26 protein-coding genes and 1 riboswitch are annotated in these 25,393 nt (G+C 41.5%); of the genes, 2 read left to right on the forward strand and 24 right to left on the reverse strand.

The features are described 5' to 3' along the window. Nucleotides 1–145 precede the first annotated feature (145 nt). Both CSV75_RS05610 and CSV75_RS05615 read right to left on the reverse strand, forming a co-directional pair. Nucleotides 146–1,585, reverse strand: a complete 1,440-nt coding sequence (locus CSV75_RS05610; RefSeq protein WP_158231608.1) for a RecQ family ATP-dependent DNA helicase — start codon at nucleotides 1,583–1,585, stop codon at nucleotides 146–148. After that, entirely contained in the window at nucleotides 1,585–2,613 is a 1,029-nt protein-coding gene (locus CSV75_RS05615; protein ID WP_099675049.1) for a YpbB family protein, read from the reverse strand. Before CSV75_RS05615 ends, CSV75_RS05610 begins: the two co-directional genes overlap by 1 nt. Before the next feature lie 113 nt (nucleotides 2,614–2,726). Between CSV75_RS05615 and CSV75_RS05620 the strand changes: the two genes are divergently transcribed. Continuing rightward, on the forward strand, nucleotides 2,727–2,984 hold the full coding sequence (locus CSV75_RS05620) for a ferredoxin (RefSeq protein WP_099675050.1): 258 nt from the start codon (nucleotides 2,727–2,729) through the stop codon (nucleotides 2,982–2,984). A gap of 372 nt (nucleotides 2,985–3,356) precedes the next feature. Here the strand turns inward: CSV75_RS05620 and CSV75_RS05625 are convergent, their stop codons facing one another. The 12 genes from CSV75_RS05625 to CSV75_RS05680 form a co-directional block, all read right to left on the reverse strand. Beyond that, nucleotides 3,357–3,938 (reverse strand): ECF transporter S component, encoded by a 582-nt coding sequence (locus CSV75_RS05625; RefSeq protein WP_099631541.1) that lies wholly within the window; start codon nucleotides 3,936–3,938, stop codon nucleotides 3,357–3,359. 190 nt (nucleotides 3,939–4,128) lie between these two features. Further along, nucleotides 4,129–4,263: riboswitch (FMN riboswitch) on the reverse strand. A 72-nt stretch (nucleotides 4,264–4,335) separates the two neighbouring features. Next, nucleotides 4,336–5,535 carry a GerMN domain-containing protein gene (locus CSV75_RS05630; protein ID WP_099675051.1) on the reverse strand — a complete coding sequence of 400 codons (1,200 nt, stop codon included), beginning with the start codon at nucleotides 5,533–5,535 and terminating at the stop codon, nucleotides 4,336–4,338. Nucleotide 5,536: 1 nt separating this feature from the next. Then, a complete protein-coding gene (locus CSV75_RS05635; protein ID WP_099675052.1) occupies nucleotides 5,537–6,064 on the reverse strand; it encodes an RNA polymerase sigma factor SigX in 528 nt (175 codons plus the stop codon). Nucleotides 6,065–6,109: 45 nt separating this feature from the next. Then, nucleotides 6,110–7,900: an ATP-binding protein gene (locus tag CSV75_RS05640; protein WP_099675053.1), complete on the reverse strand. Its 1,791-nt coding sequence runs from the start codon at nucleotides 7,898–7,900 to the stop codon at nucleotides 6,110–6,112. Continuing rightward, complete coding sequence (locus tag CSV75_RS05645) at nucleotides 7,897–8,616, reverse strand: response regulator transcription factor (RefSeq protein ID WP_085133365.1); 720 nt, start codon at nucleotides 8,614–8,616, stop codon at nucleotides 7,897–7,899. Before CSV75_RS05645 ends, CSV75_RS05640 begins: the two co-directional genes overlap by 4 nt. A gap of 104 nt (nucleotides 8,617–8,720) precedes the next feature. Then, complete coding sequence (gene ccsB, locus CSV75_RS05650; RefSeq protein WP_099631537.1) at nucleotides 8,721–9,905, reverse strand: c-type cytochrome biogenesis protein CcsB; 1,185 nt, start codon at nucleotides 9,903–9,905, stop codon at nucleotides 8,721–8,723. Continuing rightward, nucleotides 9,896–11,554 carry a cytochrome c biogenesis protein ResB gene (resB, locus tag CSV75_RS05655; RefSeq protein WP_099675054.1) on the reverse strand — a complete coding sequence of 553 codons (1,659 nt, stop codon included), beginning with the start codon at nucleotides 11,552–11,554 and terminating at the stop codon, nucleotides 9,896–9,898. The genes ccsB and resB overlap by 10 nt, the downstream gene beginning before the upstream one ends. Before the next feature lie 15 nt (nucleotides 11,555–11,569). Continuing rightward, nucleotides 11,570–12,031 (reverse strand): thiol-disulfide oxidoreductase ResA, encoded by a 462-nt coding sequence (resA, locus tag CSV75_RS05660; protein ID WP_233191617.1) that lies wholly within the window; start codon nucleotides 12,029–12,031, stop codon nucleotides 11,570–11,572. A gap of 173 nt (nucleotides 12,032–12,204) precedes the next feature. Next, a complete protein-coding gene (locus tag CSV75_RS05665) occupies nucleotides 12,205–12,936 on the reverse strand; it encodes a pseudouridine synthase (protein ID WP_099636002.1) in 732 nt (243 codons plus the stop codon). Between the two features lie 107 nt (nucleotides 12,937–13,043). Further along, nucleotides 13,044–14,048 carry a D-alanyl-D-alanine carboxypeptidase family protein gene (locus CSV75_RS05670; protein WP_233191592.1) on the reverse strand — a complete coding sequence of 335 codons (1,005 nt, stop codon included), beginning with the start codon at nucleotides 14,046–14,048 and terminating at the stop codon, nucleotides 13,044–13,046. After that, nucleotides 14,045–14,656: an SMC-Scp complex subunit ScpB gene (gene scpB / locus CSV75_RS05675; RefSeq protein ID WP_369802714.1), complete on the reverse strand. Its 612-nt coding sequence runs from the start codon at nucleotides 14,654–14,656 to the stop codon at nucleotides 14,045–14,047. Before scpB ends, CSV75_RS05670 begins: the two co-directional genes overlap by 4 nt. Nucleotides 14,657–14,669: 13 nt before the next feature. Then, on the reverse strand, nucleotides 14,670–15,401 hold the full coding sequence (locus CSV75_RS05680; protein ID WP_099631532.1) for a segregation/condensation protein A: 732 nt from the start codon (nucleotides 15,399–15,401) through the stop codon (nucleotides 14,670–14,672). Between the two features lie 37 nt (nucleotides 15,402–15,438). Here CSV75_RS05680 and CSV75_RS05685 point away from each other — a divergent pair, with 37 nt between their 5' ends. Beyond that, nucleotides 15,439–15,948 carry a DUF309 domain-containing protein gene (locus CSV75_RS05685; protein WP_099675056.1) on the forward strand — a complete coding sequence of 170 codons (510 nt, stop codon included), beginning with the start codon at nucleotides 15,439–15,441 and terminating at the stop codon, nucleotides 15,946–15,948. Here the strand turns inward: CSV75_RS05685 and CSV75_RS05690 are convergent. From CSV75_RS05690 to fur, 10 genes are all read right to left on the reverse strand, one after another. Then, nucleotides 15,945–16,319, reverse strand: a complete 375-nt coding sequence (locus CSV75_RS05690; protein WP_099675057.1) for a GNAT family N-acetyltransferase — start codon at nucleotides 16,317–16,319, stop codon at nucleotides 15,945–15,947. The genes CSV75_RS05685 and CSV75_RS05690 overlap by 4 nt on opposite strands. 180 nt (nucleotides 16,320–16,499) lie before the next feature. Next, entirely contained in the window at nucleotides 16,500–17,825 is a 1,326-nt protein-coding gene (gene lysA / locus CSV75_RS05695; protein ID WP_099675058.1) for a diaminopimelate decarboxylase, read from the reverse strand. An 86-nt stretch (nucleotides 17,826–17,911) separates the two neighbouring features. Then, nucleotides 17,912–19,369 carry a spore germination protein gene (locus CSV75_RS05700; protein WP_099675059.1) on the reverse strand — a complete coding sequence of 486 codons (1,458 nt, stop codon included), beginning with the start codon at nucleotides 19,367–19,369 and terminating at the stop codon, nucleotides 17,912–17,914. Nucleotide 19,370: 1 nt separating this feature from the next. Then, complete coding sequence (locus tag CSV75_RS05705) at nucleotides 19,371–20,159, reverse strand: SigF/SigG family RNA polymerase sporulation sigma factor (protein WP_099631528.1); 789 nt, start codon at nucleotides 20,157–20,159, stop codon at nucleotides 19,371–19,373. A 3-nt stretch (nucleotides 20,160–20,162) separates the two neighbouring features. Beyond that, the gene (spoIIAB, locus tag CSV75_RS05710; protein WP_099631527.1) at nucleotides 20,163–20,609 is read right to left on the reverse strand and encodes an anti-sigma F factor; all 447 of its coding nucleotides are present in this window, start codon (nucleotides 20,607–20,609) and stop codon (nucleotides 20,163–20,165) included. Further along, nucleotides 20,599–20,952 carry an STAS domain-containing protein gene (locus CSV75_RS05715; RefSeq protein WP_233189525.1) on the reverse strand — a complete coding sequence of 118 codons (354 nt, stop codon included), beginning with the start codon at nucleotides 20,950–20,952 and terminating at the stop codon, nucleotides 20,599–20,601. Before CSV75_RS05715 ends, spoIIAB begins: the two co-directional genes overlap by 11 nt. 505 nt (nucleotides 20,953–21,457) lie before the next feature. Further along, entirely contained in the window at nucleotides 21,458–22,756 is a 1,299-nt protein-coding gene (locus CSV75_RS05720; RefSeq protein ID WP_099675342.1) for a pyrimidine-nucleoside phosphorylase, read from the reverse strand. A gap of 7 nt (nucleotides 22,757–22,763) precedes the next feature. After that, on the reverse strand, nucleotides 22,764–23,957 hold the full coding sequence (gene deoB / locus CSV75_RS05725; RefSeq protein WP_099675061.1) for a phosphopentomutase: 1,194 nt from the start codon (nucleotides 23,955–23,957) through the stop codon (nucleotides 22,764–22,766). 24 nt (nucleotides 23,958–23,981) lie between these two features. After that, nucleotides 23,982–24,872, reverse strand: a complete 891-nt coding sequence (gene xerD / locus CSV75_RS05730) for a site-specific tyrosine recombinase XerD (protein WP_099675062.1) — start codon at nucleotides 24,870–24,872, stop codon at nucleotides 23,982–23,984. 44 nt (nucleotides 24,873–24,916) lie between these two features. Continuing rightward, a complete protein-coding gene (fur, locus tag CSV75_RS05735) occupies nucleotides 24,917–25,393 on the reverse strand; it encodes a ferric iron uptake transcriptional regulator (protein WP_099631523.1) in 477 nt (158 codons plus the stop codon).

Raw genomic sequence — 25,393 nt, forward strand, 5'->3', positions numbered from 1 at the left:
TAATTTCTCCTTCACACCGCATAATGTCTGTTGCTATTATATGATGCAATTCCTCTATTCATCCGTGAAAAGTACGTCCGTTCACAAACTCATCTTCTTCTATTATGCCGAATTTTGTCTAGAATGTAAATACACACAGCCTGCTTCAACCTAATAACTGGTGCAGACGTTCATGCCATTGTAACGTTTCATTTTCTTGTTTAGTTGATGCTTCTGACTTAATTAGCCAGTCATCATCAAGATTTTGACAGTTTGAACAGCAATCCTTTTCTGCCGGAAAAATATTTTCACCGAAAAATTGTACCAATTTTTCACGCAAACAACTATCACTTTTTACATAGCTCTCCATTTCCGCAATTTGCTTCTCTTTCACTTGATATATTTGTTGGATTTGTCGAATAACATTTTCCACATCAAATTGCTCCAAATAATAATCAAGTAAACGACTAGCTATTTCCGATAGTCCAGCTTGCTCGGCAGCCAATTGACTCCCCGTACCTGATTGCAGTAAAGAATGATAATACAAGATTTGCTGTTCATCTGGCAGATCCTCATAAACTATGAACTTTACTTTCTGACTATCACGCTCACTATACAAAAGAGTGACCGCGGCTTTATCCCCGTCACGTCCTGCACGTCCTACTTCTTGAATGTATGCGCTTGGCGTAGCAGGTAGATGTTCATGAATAACTTGCCGGATATCATCTTTATGGATTCCCATACCAAATGCATTGGTAGCACAAATCCACTCGAGCTCACCTTGTATAAATTGTTCTTGAATAATGGATCGTTCATCCTGTTCTTTGCCGCCATGATAACTTGCTGTTGGGATTCCTCTCTCTCGAATTATGGCCGAAAGTTCATCCGCACGTTTTCGTGACGCCACATAAATAACGCCAGGCCCAATCGTCGTAGCTAGTCTTTCACTAATCCACTCAGTTTTTGCCGATTCATTATCCACATGCACAATACGATAGGATATAGCAGGACGATCCATCGGCTGTCGTTGTATGTGAGGATTTCTTAAGCGTAAGTAAGTGATGATGTCTTCTACTACCTTTTTATTCGCAGTAGCAGTTAATGCCAATACAGGTGCTCTTTCTGTGAATGAGAACAGTTCTTTTAGCCGTAAATAGTCTGGCCGAAAGTCAAACCCCCACTCCGAAATACAATGAGCTTCATCTACTACAAAAAAAGCAATCTGCAGTTGTCGAACTAGCTGTCGGACATGTTGTTGCATCATCATTTCAGGCGATAAGAAAATGAACTTATACTGCGCCATAGTAGAGAGCGCCAACTCCTTTTCCTTCCTAGATAAAAATGAATTGATAGCGACCACACGTTTTTCTTTATGTTTTCTCAAATTGGCCACTTGATCTTCCATCAACGCAACGAGCGGAGAGATGATGATCACTACTCCATCAAGCAAGTAGGCGGGTAATTGATAGCAAAGTGACTTCCCCATACCCGTTGGAAAAATTGCCACAGTATCTCGTCCAGCCAATAACTCCGTAATCACTTCTTGTTGGCCAGGTCGAAATGATTCATAACCAAACTTTTGATGCAATACTTTCTGAAGTTCCATCAGCTCTCTCTCCCTTCCATGATGATGATTAATCGCAGTTGAAAATACGACAATTCCGGGCATTGCTGTTTCAACAAACGCAATCGTTTAGTCTGCAACTGTTCAACATGACGCCAAACCGTAACCATTTGTTCTTTCGTTACAAATTCTTCATATGGAAAGTTATCCATATTGGCCGCTAATTCAATGAAATGATCCTCTATAGTACTCAATTTCAAATTTCGTAGTGAGGCAATTTGCTCCAGCGAATAGCCTCGCTCGAATAGTTTCCGTGTCCGTTCAGTAGATTGTGTCAAATATGTGTCCACTCTGCAGTCCGCTGCTAATTCTGTCAGCAATGGCATGTTCCGTTGCTGGAGTAGGAAATCGAGCAAGATATGTAATGCTTCTAAATAGTAAAGTTGTATAGTCTTAGCCGATACGTTTAGACTAGCCGTCAGCTGTTCCCAAGTAGATGCAGTAAGCCCGTATCCCGTCAATCGACTAGTCACTATCGTACGCTGCAAACCTGATAATGAGGAATGAATTAACGCGTGTTCCAATTCTTTTCGCAATGATGTGGATAGATTAGTCATGCTATTTGATTGATTACGTAAAAGTCCTTTAATAAATTGCTGGGTAGGCAACTCCTTTTGGATTGGCATGAACATCGTCTCACCGCTGCGTAAATTGGACAACGTCTGTACTAGCAAGGCCAACCGTCTTCCGAACTCTCTTTCACGTCCTCGGTAATTCCAGCCATTAAATCGCCACATTTCACTACCCGTCGCCATCTGACCTTTTGCTGTCACATAGACGAGTTCATTTATTAAGATTAGTCCGTCAGCTTGCATTCGCTCTAACGCTTGCTGGAATTCGCTTGCCGTCAATTGTGGCAACAATGCATAGTATGATTTAACTTGATAATATTCAACGTCTTGTAACGTCTGCCCTGACCGTTTTCCGCGAAGTATATGATAGACACCTTGCGCTGAACGCTCACCATGGAGGCGTTGAAAGATGGTTAATAAGATTGAATCCAAACTCATTTGCGCGCCCTCCTTGAAGAAATTGCGTATTTTTGTTGAAAAGTGATGAAAACAGCTTTAGAATAGAGTAGATACAAAATAGGTTGAGTGAATGGAAGAAGGGAGAAAGACAAATGTCTAGCAAAAAGTTTACGATTGTCGATCAGGATACGTGTATAGCCTGCGGGGCCTGCGGGGCTGCTGCGCCGGATATCTATGATTATGACGATGAGGGAATTGCATTTGTTATTTTAGATGATAACACGGGAAACACTGAAGTTCCAGAAGAACTGATGGAGGATCTCGAGGATGCATACGATGGTTGCCCTACAGATTCAATTAAAATTGCGGATGAAGCCTTCGAAGGCGATCCATTAAAATATGAAGATTGATTCAGTCCTCACAACACTTCCTCCCATATGGAAGTGTTGTTTTTTATTTGTTGAATAGAATATAGGTGCAACTAGTAAGCGAGTGCATAACAAATTCCCGTATATAGAATAAACTGACGGGATGTTGGGATCGGGATTTTCACTGAAATACGTTCAAAGAGCACAATGCGTAACCCACCGTAGAAAGTGAGTGCACTATGTCCATCCACTACAAACGTAAGTTTCGGTCAAAAAACTCGGTCGACCCCAGCTTGCTCTTTCGGAAAGCGTCCTCAGGTGGCGCTTTCACTCCTTCGTACTCACTTGCCAATCCTCTATTTACAGTAAAAACGCCAGCCTCCCATATATTCAGGATGACTGGCGTTTATTTGTTTAAAACGATAATTTCTTTTGTTGCTGATTAATCCACTTCTCCATGCTTCTATATAACATCAACGTGATGACTAATAGCATTACACCTTTGATTAAGTTGAACGGTAAGATCCCCAATACGATCATCTGATACAGCGAATCTCCTGTAACTGCTGGCATACCTAGGAAATATGTGTACATCGGCAAGAACACTAAGTAATTTAATATGCTCATACCTACTGCCATGGCTACTGTACCTGCGATCAAACCTGATGCAAGACCTTTAGCTGAACGATACTTCATAAAGATCCAGTAGATTGGCATGATAAATAATACACCTGTCACAAAGTTTGCGACTTCCCCTACCGGTACACCTGTTGGGCTTCCTGATAAGAACCAATGCATGACGTTCTTCAATAACTCTACGCCTATACCTGCAACAGGTCCCATTGTCATGATAGCCAGTACAGCAGGAATCTCACTGAAATCGATCTTCAAAAATCCAGGCATTGCCGGGATTGGAAAGTTGAACTGCATTAACACAGTTGAAATACTTCCCAAAATAGCCACCAAAATTAGCTTACGTAACTTCTTATTATTCATTTGTTCCTCTCTCCTTTTGCGATTCACTTCAAAAGAGGAAAGGCTGGCTCATCCATTGTTCCGCTAAAAATCCCTAAAGCAAATTATGCTTTAGGGAGAATAAAATGCACTGTTAAGAACAGATAAATCACACAAACTTATCCGTCAGGTAACAAGCACCACTTTTGCGTACACAAAAAGATGGCTGCACCTTCACCTTCTCCCATCCAGACTATACTGTCGGCTCCGGAATCTCACCAGAATCAGCTGTTAAGCTCGCGGGCTAAAAGTAGTATTCTACTTCATTTCCGCCGGTCGGGAATTACACCCTGCCCCGAAGATGAATCAATATTTAGTTATGAACCTATTATAACGCAAAAAAACTGTTTTGTAAACTTCACAAGTTTACAAAACAGAATTATTCGTTAATTAAATACTTTGGATTTACACCAATGGGTTTTTCCAATGGCTGAGTGAAATCAAATCCCATCCATTGTTCTTGTGCGACTCGTTCGAATTTTACGTAGTTATCGAAACTTGCCGCTGTCATCAAGATGCCTTCTATCAATTGCAGCGCTTCTTCTTGTTGCATCTTTTCTAAATCAAGTACTTCAGTGAATTTCACGTTGACCATATCTTTTTCTACTTTAACCGTGAAGTTAATTCCTTCAGGGACCACAGTCGAATACATATCATTCGGTGACTTTTTCATGTCAATCAATGCTTGCTCTACCGTAGGGGAAGTTTTGCCGAAATTAGTGGACAGTACTACTTCCCCATCTGACTTCATGTATCGATAGTATGCTTGATGCGAAACCGTACCTAACAAAGTGATCGGTTCCTTTACTTGACCTACTTGATCCAATGTAATTGCAGAAGCATCTTCTTGTAGCCACACGATTTCATCATACCCTTGAAACGTATCTAGTAGGGACAAATTTAACATCTCAAGTGTCGCACTCGACACGTCATAAGTATGATCTGTGGCAAACTTCATTTGAACTTGATGACCATGTGAAGAAATGATCGCTTTATAAGGATGATATTCTATAAATCCAAGCGCCTCTTCATCTATTTTATTTGCATACTCGTTATAAAGTGTCACTGCATCCGAAGAGCCCCCTAAGCGTTCATGCAAGCTTTCATTCGGTAGTAGGAACGTAACTGGAACAACGGTCGCCTGATCGGTAACCAGGCCAATATGAAACGCTGTGTGATCCACGACATTGGCAGGATAGGCCGCGTACGACAGTGGTGCTGTGACCTGTCTTGTAAACACAGATGCATCACTTGCTTCGCTCGATTGCATTTCTTCATTACTCTCCACCTTGATAGCATCAGCTGAATCTTCCGTCGGTGCTTTATCCATTGATACTTCATTACTCTGTTGAATGAATATCGGCAGGATGATGGTGAGCAATAAAATCGCTGCAACAATTGCAATAAGTGAAGACCATTTAGGTTTGAAAGGCTTTTTTATAGGCTGATTCGCTCCAGAAAGTCTTGAATCACTTTTTAACCGCTGCATAATCTCATCTTTGGAACGCTGATCTTTCACGACCGGCATGTCACGTAAACGTTTCTCGAGATTGTCTTCATTCCATTTATCTCTGCTCATGTCATCTATCCTCCCCGACCGAACGCGCTTCCAATTTCGCCTTTAATGCTTTGATTGCCCGATGTTGTGTTGTTTTCACTTTGCTTTCGGTCCAGCTTAAAACCTCAGCCGTTTCAGCAATCGATAGATCCTGGAAGAACCGCATAAGGATGACCATTTTCTGATCACCCGTACATGTGTGTAACGCTTCAAGCACTTGTTTCTGCTCTTCGCCCGCTTCAACTAAATGTTCGGGCGAGTGGTCTATTGAAATTAATTGCTCTGTTTCCCAATTGAAATGAATATTTGTATGTTTCCTGCTGGTCGATTGTTTTCGGAAAAAGTCGATGGAGACATTTTTCGCAATCGCAAATAACCAAGTTTTCTCAGAACTCTTCCCTTCAAAACGGCCGTATGATTTGAGAACACGCACATATACTTCGTGCATCAAATCTTCCGCTACCTCCCGATTGCGAGTCAAATAAGTGAGGAAGTTGAATACGTCACGGTTATAGTCTTCATATAATCGCTGAAAAACGGAGTCATCCATTCAATCCCCTCGCTCTATAGTAGTCGTTTCAATCTAAGAGAAGTTTCATGTGTTTAGTGCATCAAATGGTAGTGAACAAATAAAGATGGTTCCTTTTTCATCTCCACGTGTCGCTAAAATCGAACCGTTATGGGCTTCCATAATATTTTTTGCGATTGCCAAACCAAGTCCTGTACCGCCTTTTCCTCTTGTTCTAGCTTTATCCGCCTTATAGAAACGCTCAAAAACAAATGGCAAATCTTTTTCAGGAATACCGACACCTGTATCAGCTACTGTTATATCAAGCATTCCGGTAGACCGGTAGACGGATAGCGTCACGGCTCCACCGTCCGGAGTATGACGAATGGCATTGTCAATCAAATTAGTGAATACTTGCTCTAGACGATCTTCATCAGCCGTTATCATTAGGGTATTCAACTCATCTGTTTTCAAAGACAAGTCCACTTTCGCGTCTTTTGCCACTTGTGAGAACTTTGTCACTATACGTTCTAAAAACTCCACAATTGATAGGGGGCTTTTATTCAGTTGAATATAGCCTGACTCCATTCTTGCTAAATTCAACAAGTCCGTGACGAGGCGGCTCATACGCTTGGATTCATCATGAATAATCTGGACCATTTCCATACGTTCTTCTTCACTGCTCACTACATCATCTATGATGGCTTCACTGTATCCTTGCAACATCGAAATGGGTGTTCGTAATTCATGCGATACGTTAGCGATGAAATCCGAACGTAATTTATCCAGTTTATGTTGTTCCGTCATATCACGAAATACTGCCACCGCTCCCCGGATACTATTTTCACTGTATAAAGGGCTAATAGAGATCACATAAAACTGTCCGCCCAATTCCAACTCGTCTTCCACTTCCTCTGCGAATGAAATTGCATGCTCAAGCATATGGAAAACTTCTTTAGGCAATGGATGATGACTTTTCTGATTGTAACCATACCATTTCTTCAACAGTAACTCAGCTTGCGGGTTTTTCAAAAGAATTGAATAATCTTGATTAAACGTCACGACTGCATCTGTCATAGACGTAAGAATGCTAGAAAGCTGTTCTTTCTCCTGTTTAATCAATTCAATATTATATTTCAGTTGACGTCCCATCTGATTGAAAGCAGTTGCTAACTGACCAATTTCGTCTTTTTGCGCAACAGGTAAATGTGTATCGAAATTTCCTTTAGACAACTCAAACGCCGCTTGTTTCATCTTACGCAATGGCAATGTAATCCGCGTAGATAAGAAAAATGCAAAGAATGTAGTCAAAATAAACGCGATGAATGCGGAGAGGAAGACAATATTGGTTGTACTTTTCGTCGTACGGTGCACGGCATCGAGGCTTTGATACATGAGTACACTCGCTTGCTCACCGCTAGCTTGTTCGAATGGATAGGATAGAATCAAAAATTGCTCCATGACGTCTTGCTCAGTCAATGAAGGCAGTATCATTTCTTTCATTTTTTGCTTCCCAAGTTCCGGTAACTCATATAAACTGCTTTCGGACAGCAATTTATCTTCAATCTCCTCTTTACTTGGGGACGTATGAAATGAATACAAAATATCACCTTGTTGATCCACTACAATGGCATTCGTCTCCATGTCGAGAATATCCTCTATAATTTGGTGCATGGAATCGGCCGTTTGTCCGCTCTGATCATTGACAATTTTACTGATGGTGGCTGCTTCCCTTTGCAAAGATTCTTCTGCTTGTTTCGTATGGAAATTATCTAGAAACTCGAGTAGGAACAGTGTCACGATAAACAAGACAAAGGAAACGAGAAGCAATATGGTGGCCCATAGCTTCCCGACAATTGAATTCCATATTCTCATCATTCGTTTGGAACCTCGAACTTATATCCGACACCCCAAACGGTGACAATCATTTTCGCTGCCCTTTCTGAAACACGGCTCAACTTTTCACGTAGCCGTTTGACATGTGTATCCACTGTACGCAAATCTCCAAAGAATTCGTAATGCCATACTTCTTTTAGTAATTGTTCACGATCGAATACTTTGTCCGGTGATTTCGCTAGGAAATATAATAACTCATATTCTTTCGGTGTTAAATTAACTTCTTTACCTTCAGCTGTGACACGATGAGCGTCATGATCGATCGTCAGCTGCGGGAAGACGACTAAGTCTTTCGATGTTGTGTTAGACGATACATTCGGAAATGCAACTGAACGTCTGAGCATAGCTTTTACGCGTAAGACTACTTCTCTTGGGCTGAATGGTTTCACGATGTAATCATCTGCACCGCTTTCAAACCCGCTTACACGGTCTGCTTCTTCACCTTTTGCTGTCAATAAAATAACAGGTGTCATAATTTTATTTTCACGCAGTTCAGCTAATACTTCCATGCCATCTTTCTCAGGCATCATAACGTCGAGCAGTATACAATCGTATTGTCCAGCAAACACTTTTTCTAACGCATCGGCTCCATCGACCGCTTCTTCAATTTCATAACCTTCCCTAGATAAATACATATTCAACAGGCGACGAATGCGATCCTCGTCATCCACCACTAAGAGCTTCACAGTTTCTTCCACAATTCATTACCCCTTTCGACAACCTTCTAACACCATTGTACAATTACTGACCTATAAAAAGAAATAAAAAGACTGCATGACAATGAATGTCATGCAGTCGAAGATTATGCGTATGAGTGTAAACCTGCAATAATTAAATTTACAGCAATTAAGTTGAACATGATGATAACAAATCCGATGACAGCAAGCCATGCAGACTTTTTACCTTCCCAACCTTTTGATAAACGCAAGTGAAGGAATGCAGCATAGAACAACCATGTAATGAGTGCCCACACTTCTTTCGGATCCCAACCCCAGAATCGTGACCAGGCTTCATGTGCCCAAATCATGGCGAATATCAACGCACCGAGCGTAAAGACTGGAAAACCAATCAATACAGCACGATAGCCAATTTCATCCATCAGTTGAGAATTCGCCTTCTTCGCTAACGGTTGGAATACCGCGGCAAGAGGCTTGCGTGCAATTAGGCGTAATAATACGTAAAGCACTGACCCTACAGCTATAGACCAAACAAGAGAAGACAGTTTTTGTGCATTGATAATCGGAGGCAATTCAACCCAAGGTGTCATTTTCTCCGGTGTCATAGCTTCATACTCATTCATTCCGAATAATGGAGGTATGTGATACGTAATTTCCGCTGGTGCCTCATCTTTATCAATATACGTGAATTCTGCTTCATAGTTCATGACGTTGAAAGTCGTTGAAGATACAACAAAACCAAGAACTAGAACTAACGTATACATAACCGCTTCTATCCAAAAGCGTGATTTAGATTTTTTTGTCATATCGATATTCTTCACTAAGAATACAAGACCCGCTATCGCACTGATCGCCAGGATCGATTCACCAATAACCGTCGTAATTACGTGAATGAACAACCATTTACTTTGAAGTGCGGGAATTAGTGGGGTGACTTCCGTTGGGAACATCGTTGCATATGAAATAATAATAATCGCAACGGGCAACGCAAATAATCCAAGTGATGGTGTTCGGTAAATAATATATAACATGATGAATGCCCCTACGAGCATCATGCCGAACGCAGTTGTAAACTCGAACATATTACTAAGTGGTGCATGACCTGATGCAGCCCATCTTGTAAAGAAATAGCCCAAGTGAGAAAGGAACCCGATGATAGTAATAACTAAACCGATCGTTCCCCACTTACTATTATGATAAGCTTTTTCTGATTTCGACTTTTTTATAGCGCCCCCAAAAAAGAGCGTCGCTACTAAATAAGCAACAAATGAAACAAATAATAAGTTACTACTAATGGTAACTAAGTCCATATTTCCTCGTCCCCTTCCTGTTCTGGCTTGTCCAACTCAGGATCCTGACGATCTATATAAGCAGGCAAGTCTGCTGTTTCTCGTAATGTATCCAGCTCTTTACGCAATGAGAACCAGTTTTTATTCGTATGTGCAGCAATCAATAGATGTCCTTCTGTATCTTCTTGGATCCATACTCTGCGGTGTTGCCAGTACATACCTTGAATAACACCAATCATAAATACTAGACCACCGAGTAAGAGGATATATAAAGTTTTATCTTTGCGAATTGTTAAACCGGAAATGTTTCGAGTCTCTGCAGCTGCAAACTTAATCGCATAGTCGTTCTCTTCTACTTCTAGCGTTTGACGAATTGCAACGAAACTCTTTTCACCTTCTGGCTTATCCGGTGTGTTCATTTGAAAAATGAATGCTGGATTATTTGGAACAGGTGACTTTGAATAGGGTTCCCCGTCTTTAATTCCATCATAATCCGGATAAAAACCGAGCATATTGACAGTAGATCCATTTCCAAGATCATATACTTTCGCCGGATCACTTAAATTTACCGTGAATTCTCCCAGAGATTCTTCAGAAGATTTATTCACCAAATGAAATGTCATGTTTTTAAGCTCGTCCAGTTTATAATCCATCTGGAAAACATTGTATCCATCAAACTTCAATGGTTTGTTGACATTGATAGCGTAATCTTTCACTTTTTTAAGGCTTTCACTACCAGGTAGTGCTCCCTCATCTTGTTTATACAAAGTAACATCTGTTGTATACGATTTAGCAATCATACCGTTTTTATCCAACGCCTCACCGAATACTTCCGCTGCTTCTTCTTTTGTATAATTCTCTAACGTGAACTTTTTATTTTCAAGTACATAACCCGGTGCTCCAACGATATTACGTGTTTCTCCTTCACGAAGCCACATCGCTTCGTCAACATAAAAACCCGGAATTCCTCTAAGCAAAACACCCGAAATGAAAATAATTAATCCGACGTGGTTAACATATGGGCCCCAGCGTGAAAAACGATTTTTTTCAGCTAAAATTGCACCATTTTCTGTCTTCACATTGTATCGCATTGCTTTTAGTTTCTCTTCTGCTTTTGCAAGGGATTCTTTCGTATTTCGGACATCGCCTTCCCCGAAAATCCGTTGACGCTTCATAAAGGAAGGATGACGCCGTGTACGTTGCTTTTTAAGTGATTTATAAAGCGGAACCACACGGTCAATACTTGCGATGATAATAGACGTTGCAAGCATACCGACTAGGACTTTAAACCACCAGCTATTATACATATCATAAAATCCTAGCTCATAATAAAGCTTTCCTACCGTACCATACAGACGCTCATAGTATTCCAAATAGCCTTCCGGCGTAGTGGCAGGTACATAGAACTTCTGCGGAAAGATGGTTCCAATTGCTGACGCGATTAATACCGCTGCAATAATACTGACGCCAATCTTCACACTGGAGAAGAAGTTCCAAATTTTATCGATAATGGAACTCTTATAGGTTTGGGATCTCCTAGAAGATCCCTCGTAGCGCATATCTACAATATCACTTTTCTTTGCTTTTTCAGATAAGGGACGACCACACTTCTCACAAAGCTCTGTACCATAAGGATTTTCATGCCCGCATTGGCATTTGATTTTGCTCATTGAGTAACAATCTCCTTACTTTGGTTGAATGCTTTCTAAATACTCGTAAATTTGTTGCTCTGTCATTCCCTGTTTAATGACTTTCGTAATCTTTCCTTCTGAATTGATGAGGAAAGTTGTAGGTAATGGTTTGATATTATACAAATCCATAACGGTTTTGTTCTTATCCCATAACATCGGGAATGAAAGGTCCATGTCGTCTCTAAAAAGTTCAATTTTCACTTTCGGTTCTCCTACGTTGACAGTCAGGATATGTACACCCTTCGCTTCAAATTCTTTATAGAGATCCTCCATGTGAGGCATTTCCTTTTTACAAGGTGGACACCATGTGCCCCAGAAGTTCAGGAATACGCCTTGTCCTTTGTAATCCGACAACTGATGTTTATTTCCTTCTAAATCTATAAGCTCGAAATCAGGCGCTGTATCTCCTTCCGCCAAGACTTTTACTTTATCTTTTGAAGTAATTGCGTAGATCATAATCGCAGCTAAAATTAATAGAAGGGCTGTTCTGCTAATTAGCCTGACAGTCTTTTTATTTTTGGCCAATCATGTAACCTCCTGTCTAATTTATATTCCAACTGCTATTATAGCAAAACATAAAATCAGTTGGTCCGGCACTAGTGATAGGTTTGTGAACTTTTGACACTTTCTTAGCCGATCTTCCCTGTTTCTGCTAACACGCGTAGTTGTTTCAATTCATGCCTTGTTAGTTCACGCGCTTCTCCGGCATTCAATCCGCGAGTTGTCAAGTTAGCAAACTCTTCACGCTTTAATTTTTGCACAGGACAATTAATTGCATCGAACATTCTTCGGACTTGACGGTTACGCCCTTCATGGATTGTGATCTCGACAATCGCAGAATTCGTTTTTTTATCTGAGCTCGTCATTTTCACACGCGCAGGAGCAGTACTACCGTCTTCTAGTTCAATTCCCGTCTCCAACTTCTTAAGATCATCACGAGAAGGGATTCCTTTTACTTTAGCCACATATTTCTTTTTAATTTCGAATTTTGGATGAGTCATTAAATACGAGAAATCTCCATCGTTCGTCATCAGCAATACGCCTGATGTATCATAGTCCAGTCTACCAACCGGGAATATTCTCTGGCTGACTTCAGGTATTAGATCCATTACAGTTTTACGACCTTTTTCATCATCTACAGTCGAGATATAACCGCGTGGTTTATAAAGTAGATAATAGACAGGTGTTTCTTTTGTCAGTTGAACGCCTTCTACTTCAATTGTGTCCATTCTGCTAACTTTTGTGCCTAGTTCCGTTATGACTTTACCATTCACTTTAACTAAACCGTCCAATATTAGTTTTTCTGACTTTCTTCTTGATGCTACGCCGGCTTGTGCCAATACCTTTTGTAATCTTTCCATGGGTTCCTCCTTGATGTTACATACTGAAAAAATTATGTCACACTTTGGGGCAAATGAAAAGAAGACTGACCTGTGTAGGACAATCTTCGAAATAGTGTGTTTTCTATTCACTTTTCGGTCACGATATCTACCGCTACCGTCTTAATGGGTTCTGTACCTAAATAAATAGACCAATAGCCTTTTTTCTGTTGTTCATCTGCTTGTGGAATCTGTAACACATTGGACAACATTTTTTTCTCTTTTTTCGTTAGAAGTACTTTAACAGATTGATCTAACTTTGCGGTCATATGAGGAAATACTTGATACTTCCCTTTTTTCACTGCTGTATACGATTGATATTCGGAAAACACTTGCTGAGATAACTGTTTATGGACTTGCCAATCGTCTCCATTATTTAGCGTAACGACAATGACAGACTTTCCATCCTTTTCAAAATAAGTAGCCAATGTACGTCCCGCTGCTTTTGTGAAACCTGTTTTGCCTGCAACAGCAGTAGGTTCAGATAGCACTAGGCGATGTTTGTTTTGCCAACTGTTTTTACCATGTTCCGTTTCAAAAGGATAATTCTTTGTTGAAGCTATTTTACGGAATTCCGGATTCTTCATGGCAAAGTACAACATTTTAGCCGTGTCATATGCAGACGCCAGATGATGCTCACCGTGCAAACCGGACGGATTCATAAAATGCGTCTGCTCCAATCCGTGACTTTGCGCCAATTCATTCATTAAATAGACGAATCCTTCAAGTGAGCCACCTGCATGTTCAGCCAGTGCCGACGCTGCATCATTACCTGAACGAAGCATGAGGCCGTATAACAGATCTTTCGTCTTCATTACTTGACCCGTTTCGAGATAAATAGATGACCCTTCTGCCGTTGCGGCATCTGAGGAAATGACCGTCTCTTCTTCATGGGGCTTTAACTCCAAAAAAGTATAAGCCGTCCACATTTTAGTTAAACTTGCGATGGGTAGTGGTTCATGTTCATTTGATCCCATCAACAACCTACCATTCTCTCCATCTATCACTGCAAAAGACGAACCTGCCGCCTGACTACTTACGGGATTCATCAATAATCCAACTATCAGTAGAACGATGACCAAAATCTTTCTCAAGCATCATGTCCTCCTTCTTCTGTAATGGAAAATGCCTCTTGGAATTTTGTCATGAATAAATCCGTTTCCTCCGATGTTTCCTGTTCTTCGTCAAGTGACAGCGGGGGCATATCTTCGAGCGATGTCAGTCCAAAACGATCTAGGAAAAAAGTTGTCGTACCATATAAAATAGGCCGGCCAGGCCCATCCATGCGCCCTACTTCCTCTACGAAGCCTTTACCTGCCAATGAAGACAATGCACGCTCAGACTTTACACCACGTAAGTCATCGATCTCTACGCGCGTTACAGGTTGCTTGTAAGCAATGATGGCAAGCACCTCGAGTGCCGCTTGTGTAAACGTAGACGGTTTTGGATCTTCTAACATTCTTTTGATGTCATCTGCCCATTCACTCTTCGTCATTAAGCGGAAACTTCCGCCATAACTTTTTAACGTTATGCCACGTGTGTCATCTTCGTCATATGCCTCTTGTAACAAATTCAGTACTTGTTCTGCTTTTTGCTCTCCGCATTTTAACAATGTGGCTAACTGTGCAAGAGTTAACCCCTCTTCACCTGCAACGAATAAAAAACTTTCCGTCATCCCAATGAAACGGGTTTCGATGTCCATTCCTATCATCCCTTCAGATCAACGAGATTCGTAATTCTTCAAAATTATTACTTTGTCGTACTTTCACTTCTTGCAATTTCATTAGTTCGAGCAATGATAAAAATGTTAATACGAGCTCAGGTACAGTTGTCGTTTCAAAAAGTGCATGGAAATCACATTCTCCACCACATAGTTCTAACTTACTCATGATCGATGACATCTTATCCCCGACAGATTGTTCAGATTTTGTTATACTCGCTGTAAGAGGCAGCTTGAGTTTCTTTCTGTGTAGCATTTTCTGAAATGCACCAATCAAGTCAAAAACATTTAGCTGATCTTCCGTCTCGGTTACAAGCGGTTCACCATAATCCGTTAAGTCTTCAGGCTCCTTGGTGAAATGCTCATCACGATATGCTGCGGATTCACGAAGAGAGTTGGCCGCTTCTTTAAACTTTCGATATTCCATTAATCGAGCAATCAATTCTTCACGCGGGTCTTCCTCATAACCGAATTCTTCGATGAACGCTTCTTCTTCATTGACCGGCAACAGCATTTTGCTTTTTACTTCAAGCAACGTCGCTGCCAGAACAAGGTATTCACTTAATTCATCCAATCGAAGAACGCGCATGGCATGCAAATGTTCTATGTACTGCTGTGTTAGCTCCGCCATGGGGATGTCATAAATATCAATTTCGAGCCGATTGATCAAATGCAATAACAGATCAAGCGGTCCTTCGAAGACTTCGAGTTTTACACTATAACTCATTTTCACCAACCTACCTAACCAGAAAGGAATGATTCGGATGCACCCTTACTACCATCCTCTTTTTCTACAGTTTATTGTGTATTTCAATGACAATCAAGATTATTTCGAGTGCCATGAAGTGCTGGAGGAATATTGGAAAGAACAAGAGAACTTTTCAAAAGACCATCCGCTAACAGGCTATATTCTTATGGCTACTGGATTATATCATTGGCGCAGAGGAAATACAGCAGGTGCTTCGCGTACTTTAAACAAAGCCATCACACGTTTCCGCGAGATGCCTGTACAATTTGATAGCTATCTAGAAGAAGTGTCTATTGACGAACTTATCATGCAGCTAGAGCATTGCCTTACACGCATTGAATCGGGTAAAGATTTCTATACATTCCCACTTCCAATCTCACAACAGTTGGAAATTGAAGCAGAGAAATACAAGCCACAGATTGTATTACTACCTAAAAACAGTGCTTCAGTTATTCATAAGCATATGCAACGAGACAGGTCAGATATTCTTTTACAACGTGAAGAAAAGAAGAAGGGCAGCCGTTAAAGATCTGCGCCTTCTTCTTTTCTTAAACAACTTTGTATAAATGGCTCTGTAAAGTCCGTACTTTTACAGCCGTATCCTGGATAGATCTCCTGCAATTCCTTCACCATCTTAGAGGCAATTCCTTCTCCCCGAAAAGATGGATTGACGGAAATATGCTGAACAGTGTACATCTTGTCATTGTCGTTGACTTCTACCCCTATTAATCCGATGTAATCTTCTGCTTCTTTATATAGAAATAGCTGCCACTGTTCATCACATAGATATTGCTGAACAGTCTCTTGCAATTTGCATAACATCTTCTCACTAGGGATATAAGATAAAAAGCCCATAGCAATTTTTTCTTGTGCCTTCTTAAAACGAATAAGATTCAATAGTAACCCCTTCTTTTCAGAAATCCTTTGTACAGTTTACACCATTACACCGTTTACTTCAACTCGCGTATTATTTATAGCGCGGATCAATTACAGGAACAACAAAATACCAATAGATGACTCCCCAAATTATTGCCATCGCAACAATTGAAATGAAAAGAATGACATTTTTCTTTTTCATCAGAAACTCTCCTTCTCATCTAATTGCAACGGAAGGTCTAACTTCATGATGTCTTCATACGTTTCGCGTCTCACCACTAATTGATGTTGCCCATTTTCTACAAACACAACGGCAGGTCGAGGCAAACGGTTATAATTGCTAGCCATGGAGTACGTGTAGGCCCCTGTACAAAAGACAGCTAGTAAATCACCGGTTTCCACTTTGGGCAAATGGGCTTTTTCAATTAATTTATCACCTGACTCACAGCACTTTCCTGCAACTGTCCATTGCTGGTCATGTGGTTCGTTCATCCGGTTCGCAAGTGCACTAGAATAGTGCGCGTCATATAAAGCCGGGCGAATATTATCAGACATTCCGCCATCTACTGCTACGTATGTACGGACACCCGGCACAACCTTCGTGCTGCCAGCAGAATAAATGGTCGTTCCTGCATCTCCGACAAGCGAGCGGCCGGGTTCAATCCAAATTTCAGGAATTGGATATTCATATTCCTCTGCCATCTTTTTCACTACATCTGCCATTTCCTCTACATAGACAGCTGGCTCAAGCGGCGTATCTTCTTCAGTATAGCGAATACCAAATCCTCCACCCAGATTTAAGACCGGACAGATAAATTGATAATTTTTTCGCCACTCAACCATTCTTTCCATCAACACTTCTGCTGCGAATTTGAATGCATCGGTCTCAAAAATCTGCGAGCCTATATGACAATGCATGCCAAGAAAATGAATGTATAGATGATCGTGCAAAGCTAGGAATGCTTGATTCGTTTGGCCATTTTTCAAATCAAAACCAAACTTTGAATCTTCCTGGCCTGTCGTAATATAGTCGTGCGTATGTGCTTCAATGCCTGGTGTTACACGGATTAAGACATTCATTGTTTGCTTTCGCTCGTCCGCAATTTCTTTGATCATGTCGATTTCTAAGAAATTGTCGACTACGATGCATCCAATTTTCTCTTCAAATGCATATACTAGTTCTTCTCTGCTTTTATTATTGCCATGGAAATGAATCCGCTCACGTGGGAATCCTGCGGCTACAGCCGTATACAATTCCCCACCTGAAACAACATCAAGAGACAATCCTTGCTGTTCTGCCAGTTGATAAATCGCGATTGAAGAAAAGGCTTTACTCGCATACGCAACTTGTGCTTTAATATCTTTTTTCTCAAAAGTTTCTTTAAATGCCTGCGCACGCTCTTTGAATAACTCTGTATCATAGACCATAACCGGTGTTCCGTATTGTGTAGCCAGTTCTGAAACGTCCACTCCACCGATTGTCAGATGACCGTTTTCATTCACTGCCTGTGTTCCATAAAGATGCATGTCCCATACCCCTCCCGAATTCTCTCAGATAACTTTATCACAAAAAGACGGGAAGTGGCAACGACATGCGGAATGTCTAAATCGTCCTATGACATTCTATCACGGTTCGGCGATTCCGTGATAAACGGCCGTGGATCGTCGATTGTCATAGGGAAACGAATCAACACACGCAACAAAGCTTTCGGGAAGAATGGAGTGAACGGCCACAAATATGGCACATCCATCGGTTTTAATGAACATAAATAATAGTAAATTACAGCAAGTGCTATGAAAAAGCCCGGGGCCCCTAGTAACGCTGTGGAAACTAACAAGAAAACCCTGAACACTTTTGTCGTAATACTTAATTCAAATGACGGAATGGCAAATGTTAAAATAGCACTGACCGCCACGTATAAAACCACTTCCGAAGAGAACAAGCCTACGTCAATCGCCACTTGCCCAATGACGATAGCAGCAACGAGTCCCATCGCGGTCGACAGCGGTGTAGGTGTATGGATTGCGGCCATCCGCAACACTTCTATACCGACATCAGCTATTAACAATTGGACAAATAACGGAACTTCTCCCCATTCATTCGGACCGATATACTTGATTGCTTCTGGAACGAATTGATTTTCGACTGACATCAAATACCAAAACGGCAACATCACTAGACTTAAAAATGTCCCTATGAAGCGTACCATCCGGATGAAAGTACCGATCAAAGGCGCTTGTCTATATTCTTCCGCATGTTGCAGATGATGCACAAGCGTAACAGGTACTAAAATGACGGAAGGAGACGTATCCACGATGATCGCAATATGTCCTTCGAGTAAATGCGCCGCACATATATCCGCACGTTCCGTATACCGAACGAACGGCATCGGATGAAATCCTTGTTTAAATAGAAATTCCTCGAGTGATTTATCGGTCATCGTCAAGCCATCTGTTTTCAATGCATCCAGTCGCTCCCGCACAAAATTTAAATGACCTTCATTAGCGGCGCCTTTCATGAAGGCAATGGCAATGTCCGTTTTGCCTTTTACGGACGTCTCATGCATTTCAAATCGTAGTTCCGTTGTACGTAAACGTCTTCGAACTAATGCGGTGTTCGTCAGGATGTTTTCCGTAAAACCGTCTCTTGAGCCTCGTATGACTTTTTCCGTATCAGGTTCTTCAGGATTTCTGCCTGGGTATGACCGCACATCAAGTGCGAAAGTGAAACCATCTTTCATAATGAATACAGCTAACCCACTTAAAATAACTTTTGCGAGTTGATCTTCATCCTTGACGATTTCCACCGAATGATACGGAAAATAATCCATCATTGCACGGTCAATGTTTTCCACATCTTCACTTTTATATAAATCATTACGATACTGCATTTCTGTCATTAAGGTTGTTAAGACCTCACCATCCACTAAACCGTTCATATACAGAAGAAGTATTTCTTTATCCCATAGGTGGATCAACCGTTTAGTCGCATCATATGTTTCGTCTTTGCCAAACTGGTTGATGAACCACCTTTCCCCTTCTCTTATGGACGTAAATAGTGTATCGGTCAAATTACGGTCTCCTCACCTTCTCGAGCGCTTCTTCGGCATCTGCGCCCATCCATGTTTTCATTTGAGCTAGAATTTTCTTTTCCAACCGTGATACTTGTACTTGTGATATTCCAATACGTTTCGCAATATCACTTTGTGTGTAATCTAAATAATAGCGCATATAAATGATCGTCTGATCACGTTTATTCAACCGAGTAATGACATCCCGTAACGGAATATGGTCGAATACCCTCTCTGATCTATCGTCTCGCAGTTGATCCATTAACGTCAGGCTATCTCCGTCACTCTCATACAGTTGTTCATGCAACGAGGCAGGATCACGGAGCGCATCAGAGGCTAGGATAATATCTTCTTGTTTTACTTCTAATATTTCTGCCATTTCTGAAATGGAGGGTGAACGTCCATTTTTCTTAAAGAAATCATCGGTTGCATGACGAATTTTATAACTTAACTCACGAATGGTACGGCCTACTTTCACCATTCCATCATCACGTAAATAACGTTGTATTTCTCCCACAATCATCGGTACCGCATACGTTGAAAACTTCACCTCATAGGATAAATCGAACTTATCTATTGATTTCATCAAGCCAATACAGCCTATTTGAAATAAATCTTCTAAATCCGCACCACGCGAAGCAAAGCGTTGAACGATAGACCACACAAGTCTTGTATTGCCTTCTACCATCATTCGCCTAGCTTCTTTGTCACCCGCTTGTGATTCTTTGATGAGTTCTCGCATTTTTTCTTGTGACAATAGAGCGTGTTGCTTCTCAACAGATGCTTCCATACGTCACCTCATTCTACTTACTTCTGTGACCGGAGAAAAATTCTTCTCAAATGTCACGATTGTCCCATTTCCAAGGGTAGAATCTACACGGATACCGTCCGAGAAACTTTCCATAATCGTAAAGCCCATACCGGAGCGCTCCATTTGTGGTTTGGTCGTAAACATCGGCTCCATTGCTTGCTCAATGTCAAAGATACCCATTCCCTCATCTGTGACCGTCATTTTAACTGAGCGGTCATCAATTGACGCATGGATCTTCACCATACTTTTACCATCGCATTCGTAACCGTGGATAATAGCATTCGTAACAGCTTCCGAAACAATTGTTTTAAATTCCGAAATTTCTTCCAGTGTCGGATCCAATGGTGCAATAAAACAGGTGAGTGCCATTCTGGCAAGTGCTTCATTTTGTTCTATCGCTAGAAACGACAAGGTCATTTCATTTTTCATGTACAACCCCTCCGATTTCGTCGATTGCTTCTTCGACTGTACATATTCTGACGACATCACCAAGACCCGAAAATTGAAATAGTTTCTGCATTGTCGGAGATGGATTCAATATGAGCGTTTCTCCGTTAACAGGAACTAGATCGCGCATTCTTCCGAGAATAAGTCCGATCCCTGCGCTGTCCATGAAGCCTAGTTGGTAGAGGTCCCAGATGATTGCACGCGTCTTTCCCGTGAATATAGCGGTAGATACTTCTTCTCTAATTTGATTGGCTTCGTGGTTATCGAGTTCTCCTGCTAGCGTGATTAAGACAATGCCATTTTCCAGTTGTGTAATAGTTGACATTTGTAGATACGCCTCCTTCATGAAGGCATTGTCGCACATTTAGAACGGTCATCCTTTAGTTTTGACAAAACTAGTCAGCTGTCCCTAAAACTTCTTACGTTGTGACAGAAATTAAATGGGCCGGTAAGTATCAATCAACGTTCCAAGCGGACCCTTCCATAGGTTCACAGCGTTCAAGCTAACCTCTCTAAAACGCTGTCACAAAGAACGGCATCTTGGAGAAAATGCGAAGCAGTTAGATCTCTTCTATGCACTCGCTGTCTTTCACTTACTAGCAACTGAAGTGCCGCGTTTAATTGGAATAACACGAATATACATTCTTCACTGGCTAGCTAAAGATACCCGTTAGCCTTGCACTGAATTCACAGCGAGCCTCTCCTACGCTCCTACCTCGAGCTACACAAGAGTATGTACAGTTGAATTTGTTTTTACACATGAACGACAAAAAAGCCATGCGCCCTGGAAGAACCAATTTCTTGGTGTGCTTCAGGCACATGGCTTTTATTCAGTATAAGGAATGTATAAGCGGTGGTGCTTCAGTTTTTTCCTTTGTGATATGCATATGAGTTTGCAGTAATTTGATCGAGTCATCCACTTGTTCCGTGTTTGCATGGAGAATAGCAAGTGTCTCCCCAACTTCTACAAAGTCACCTATTTTCTTGCGCAGTACAATCCCAACCGCAAGATCTATGACGTCTTCTTTTGTTGCACGACCGGCGCCAAGAAGCATGGCAGCTACGCCTATTTCATCGGCATCGATCATGGATACATAGCCACTTTTACTAGCCGGAACTTCAATTTGATACTGTGCTTGCGGCAATAGATTGGTATTCTCTATAATTTTTTCGTTGCCGCCTTGTGCTTTGATTAACTCGCCGAACAAGCGCAGTGCGTCACCATTTTCTACGACGTTCTGCAGTTGTTTGCGTGCGTCTTCTTCAGTTTCTGCTTTGTTCGCTGCAAGCAACATCTTGCTACCAAGAACTACACACAACTCCGTTAGATCGGCTGGACCTTTTCCTTGTAGTGTATCAATAGCTTCCCTTACTTCAAGTGCATTACCTATAGCAAATCCTAGTGGTTGGCTCATATCAGAAATAACAGCACTTGTGTTTCTTCCCACTTCATTTCCGATCGCAGTCATGGCATCTGCCAGTCGTTTTGATTCTTCTACTGTTTTCATAAAAGCTCCCGCGCCTGTCTTGACGTCTAATACGATAGCATCTGCGCCCGCCGCTAGCTTTTTACTCATGATAGAGCTTGCAATCAGCGGAATGCTATTGACGGTCGCTGTGACATCTCGTAACGCATATAGTTTTTTATCAGCTGGCGTCAAATTACCACTTTGGCCAATTACAGCGATCTTCAAATCATTGACCTGTTGAATAAATTGTTCCGTTGAAATCTCTACGTGGAAGCCGTCTATTGCTTCTAGCTTATCCAGTGTGCCACCTGTATGGCCTAGTCCTCGACCACTCATTTTAGCAACCGGTACACCGCACGCTGCGACAAGTGGTGCTAAGATCAATGTCGTAGTATCTCCTACTCCGCCCGTTGAGTGTTTGTCTACCTTCACTCCTTCAATTGCAGATAAATCGATTTGATCACCAGACTCCGCCATGGCCATCGTTAAATAGCCTTGTTCTTCTGTAGTCATCCCCTTAAAGTAAATGGCCATCAAGAAAGCACTCGCCTGATAATCAGGGATTGAGCCATCTGTATAACCCGTCACAAAAAACTCAATCTGTTCTTTAGTTAGTTCTTTTCCGTCTCGCTTGTTTTCAATGATATCTACCATGCGCAGCATACAATTAGTCCTCCTTCACCAATGCAGACAAGAAACTCTCACCATGTTCAGGCATTTCTACTTGGAAGTTCTCGGCAATTGTCGCTCCGACGTCAGAGAACGTTTTACGGATGGGCAATTGCCCTGCTCCTTTATTTGAAGAGGAATAGACGAGTAACGGTACATATTCTCTTGTATGATCCGTTCCTTCATGAACCGGGTCATTCCCGTGGTCTGCTGTGATGATCAGTAAATCGTCTGGTTGCATGGCATCGATAATTTCAGGCAAACGTGCATCAAATTCTTCAAGTGCCTTACCGTAACCAATCGGATCGCGACGGTGACCATATAATGCATCAAAGTCTACGAGATTAACGAAACTGAGGCCTTCAAACTCTTTTTCCATCACCGAAACTAGCTTATCTACACCGTCCATGTTTCCTGTTGTCCGGACTGCTTCCGTCACGCCCTCACCATTGTAAATATCGGCAATTTTACCGATGGCGATTACGTCAAAGCCTTTATCCTGCAATTCATTCATTACCGTTTTCCCAAATGGCTTCAATGCATAATCATGACGATTTGTAGTTCGTGTGAATGTACCCGGTTCCCCAATAAACGGACGCGCAATCACGCGACCTACTAAAAATTCGGGTTGCAACGTAAGTTCTCTTGCGATTTCACAAATCCGATATTGCTCTTCAATTGGAATAATTTCTTCATGTGCTGCAATTTGCAGTACAGGGTCACCAGACGTGTAAACGATGAGAGCGCCCGTCTTCATATGCTCTTCGCCTAGTTCTTCAATAATTTCCGTACCGCTTGCCGGTTTATTTCCGATAACTTTTCTACCCGTTTTCAATTCCAATTCATCTATTAATTCTTTTGGAAAACCATTCGGATACACTTTGAATGCATCATCGATACGCAAGCCCATGATTTCCCAGTGGCCTGTCATCGTATCTTTACCGACAGATGCTTCTTGCATTTTTGTGTAATATCCTTGCGCTTCTTTTTGAGGCGCAAGTCCTTTAATCGGTGCAATATTCGCAAGACCGAGACGTTCCAAGTTCGGTAGTTTTAGTCCGTTCATCTCTTCACCGATATGTCCAAGCGTATTAGATCCAACATCACCAAAAGCTTCAGCATCAGGTGCTTCACCGATCCCTACTGAGTCAAGTACGATTAAATGAATACGGTTATAACGAAATTTCTTCATATGAAAACCTCCAGTAATAGTAGTTTACGCTCTAGGATGATATTGACTGTAGACATCTTTCAAGCGTTTTTTGCTGACATGCGTATAAAGTTGCGTTGTGGAAATATCGGCATGTCCGAGCATTTCCTGAACAGCACGCAAGTCAGCCCCATTTTCGATCAAATGTGTGGCAAATGAGTGACGCAATAAATGCGGTGAAATGACTTTCTGAATTCCTGCTTTCACTCCTGCTTCTTTCAAGATCTTCCAACAGCCTTGTCTCGTCAGTCGTCTGCCATGCATGTTGAGGAACAAAGCTTCCGTATCACTGATGAACTTAGGACGCCCCTCATTTAAATACAACGTACAGGCATCGATTGCAGAACGTCCAAGTGGTACTATTCGCTCTTTGCTACCTTTTCCAAACACCCGCACAAAACCCATGGTCAAATGAAGATCAGCCAAATCAATCGCTATCAATTCACTTACCCGCATTCCAGTCCCATATAACAATTCAAGCAATGCAATATCGCGCATACCTTGTGAAGTATTGCCATCAACGGCCTGGATCAATCGTTCAATTTCGGGTACAGAGAGGACATCCGGCAACTTTTGTTCGATTTTAGGCAATTCGATATGAATCGTGCAATCATGTGTCGTGATTTGTTCTCTCACTAAAAATTGATGGAATGAACGAATGGAGGAAATGTGCCGGGAAAGGGTACGACTAGATTTACCACTATCTTTCAACTTCTGCAAATACTGTAGAACCATCGCGCGTTCGATAGAATTAACAGTTTCTAAGTTTAAACTTGCGATGAAACGTATATAGGCTATCAGGTCGCGTTGATACGACTTCACCGTATTTTGGGCTAATTGTCTTTCAACTGTTAAAAAGTGCACATAATCTTCTAACGCAAACTGCGCATCTTTCATAGACTTTCCTCCTTTCTTTTGTAAAAAGTAAAAAAGGACAGCGCTTAGGCCATCCCATTGTCTTCTTGTTCCTTCTCTTCGTCTTTCGTTTTACAACGTTTACAAATTCCATGGAACGTCAGCCAATGATCTTTGACTGTAAAACCATATCGACCTTCCACGACTTTTTCTACTTCGCCGAGCAAATCTTCCTGAATTTCATCAACCGTTCCACATTCCAGACAAATTAAGTGATGGTGGAACCTTGCAGCACCTTCTTCACGTAAATCATAACGTGCTACCCCATCGCCAAAATTAATTTTATCGACAACTTTTAGTTCAGTTAATAATTCTAATGTACGATATACAGTCGCCAGACCAATATCTGGAGCTTTTTCTTTTACTAGCAAAAATACATCTTCTGCACTTAAATGGTCTTCTTCATTTTCCAGAAGAACTGCTACAGTCGCTTCACGCTGAGGCGTCAACTTGTAGCTGGCCCCGTGCAATTGCTTCTTGATTCGTTCGATTCGGCTTTCCAT

This window comes from Sporosarcina sp. P18a (assembly GCF_002743135.1).
Taxonomy (GTDB): Bacteria; Bacillota; Bacilli; order Bacillales_A; family Planococcaceae; genus Sporosarcina.

Excerpts from the sequence above, each read along its gene's own strand:
- CSV75_RS05610 (WP_158231608.1), bottom strand. The coding sequence starts at position 1,585 with ATGGAACTTCAGAAAGTATTGCATCAAAAGTTTGGTTATGAATCATTT.
- CSV75_RS05615 (WP_099675049.1), bottom strand. The coding sequence starts at position 2,613 with ATGAGTTTGGATTCAATCTTATTAACCATCTTTCAACGCCTCCATGGT.
- CSV75_RS05620 (WP_099675050.1), top strand. The coding sequence starts at position 2,727 with ATGTCTAGCAAAAAGTTTACGATTGTCGATCAGGATACGTGTATAGCC.
- CSV75_RS05625 (WP_099631541.1), bottom strand. The coding sequence starts at position 3,938 with ATGAATAATAAGAAGTTACGTAAGCTAATTTTGGTGGCTATTTTGGGA.
- CSV75_RS05630 (WP_099675051.1), bottom strand. The coding sequence starts at position 5,535 with ATGAGCAGAGATAAATGGAATGAAGACAATCTCGAGAAACGTTTACGT.
- CSV75_RS05635 (WP_099675052.1), bottom strand. The coding sequence starts at position 6,064 with ATGGATGACTCCGTTTTTCAGCGATTATATGAAGACTATAACCGTGAC.
- CSV75_RS05640 (WP_099675053.1), bottom strand. The coding sequence starts at position 7,900 with ATGATGAGAATATGGAATTCAATTGTCGGGAAGCTATGGGCCACCATA.
- ccsB (WP_099631537.1), bottom strand. The coding sequence starts at position 9,905 with ATGGACTTAGTTACCATTAGTAGTAACTTATTATTTGTTTCATTTGTT.
- resB (WP_099675054.1), bottom strand. The coding sequence starts at position 11,554 with ATGAGCAAAATCAAATGCCAATGCGGGCATGAAAATCCTTATGGTACA.
- resA (WP_233191617.1), bottom strand. The coding sequence starts at position 12,031 with ATGATCTACGCAATTACTTCAAAAGATAAAGTAAAAGTCTTGGCGGAA.
- CSV75_RS05665 (WP_099636002.1), bottom strand. The coding sequence starts at position 12,936 with ATGGAAAGATTACAAAAGGTATTGGCACAAGCCGGCGTAGCATCAAGA.
- scpB (WP_369802714.1), bottom strand. The coding sequence starts at position 14,656 with ATGGACATCGAAACCCGTTTCATTGGGATGACGGAAAGTTTTTTATTC.
- CSV75_RS05680 (WP_099631532.1), bottom strand. The coding sequence starts at position 15,401 with ATGAGTTATAGTGTAAAACTCGAAGTCTTCGAAGGACCGCTTGATCTG.
- CSV75_RS05685 (WP_099675056.1), top strand. The coding sequence starts at position 15,439 with ATGCACCCTTACTACCATCCTCTTTTTCTACAGTTTATTGTGTATTTC.
- lysA (WP_099675058.1), bottom strand. The coding sequence starts at position 17,825 with ATGCATCTTTATGGAACACAGGCAGTGAATGAAAACGGTCATCTGACA.
- CSV75_RS05705 (WP_099631528.1), bottom strand. The coding sequence starts at position 20,159 with ATGGAAGCATCTGTTGAGAAGCAACACGCTCTATTGTCACAAGAAAAA.
- spoIIAB (WP_099631527.1), bottom strand. The coding sequence starts at position 20,609 with ATGAAAAATGAAATGACCTTGTCGTTTCTAGCGATAGAACAAAATGAA.
- CSV75_RS05715 (WP_233189525.1), bottom strand. The coding sequence starts at position 20,952 with ATGTCAACTATTACACAACTGGAAAATGGCATTGTCTTAATCACGCTA.
- deoB (WP_099675061.1), bottom strand. The coding sequence starts at position 23,957 with ATGAAGAAATTTCGTTATAACCGTATTCATTTAATCGTACTTGACTCA.
- xerD (WP_099675062.1), bottom strand. The coding sequence starts at position 24,872 with ATGAAAGATGCGCAGTTTGCGTTAGAAGATTATGTGCACTTTTTAACA.
- fur (WP_099631523.1), bottom strand. The coding sequence starts at position 25,393 with ATGGAAAGCCGAATCGAACGAATCAAGAAGCAATTGCACGGGGCCAGC.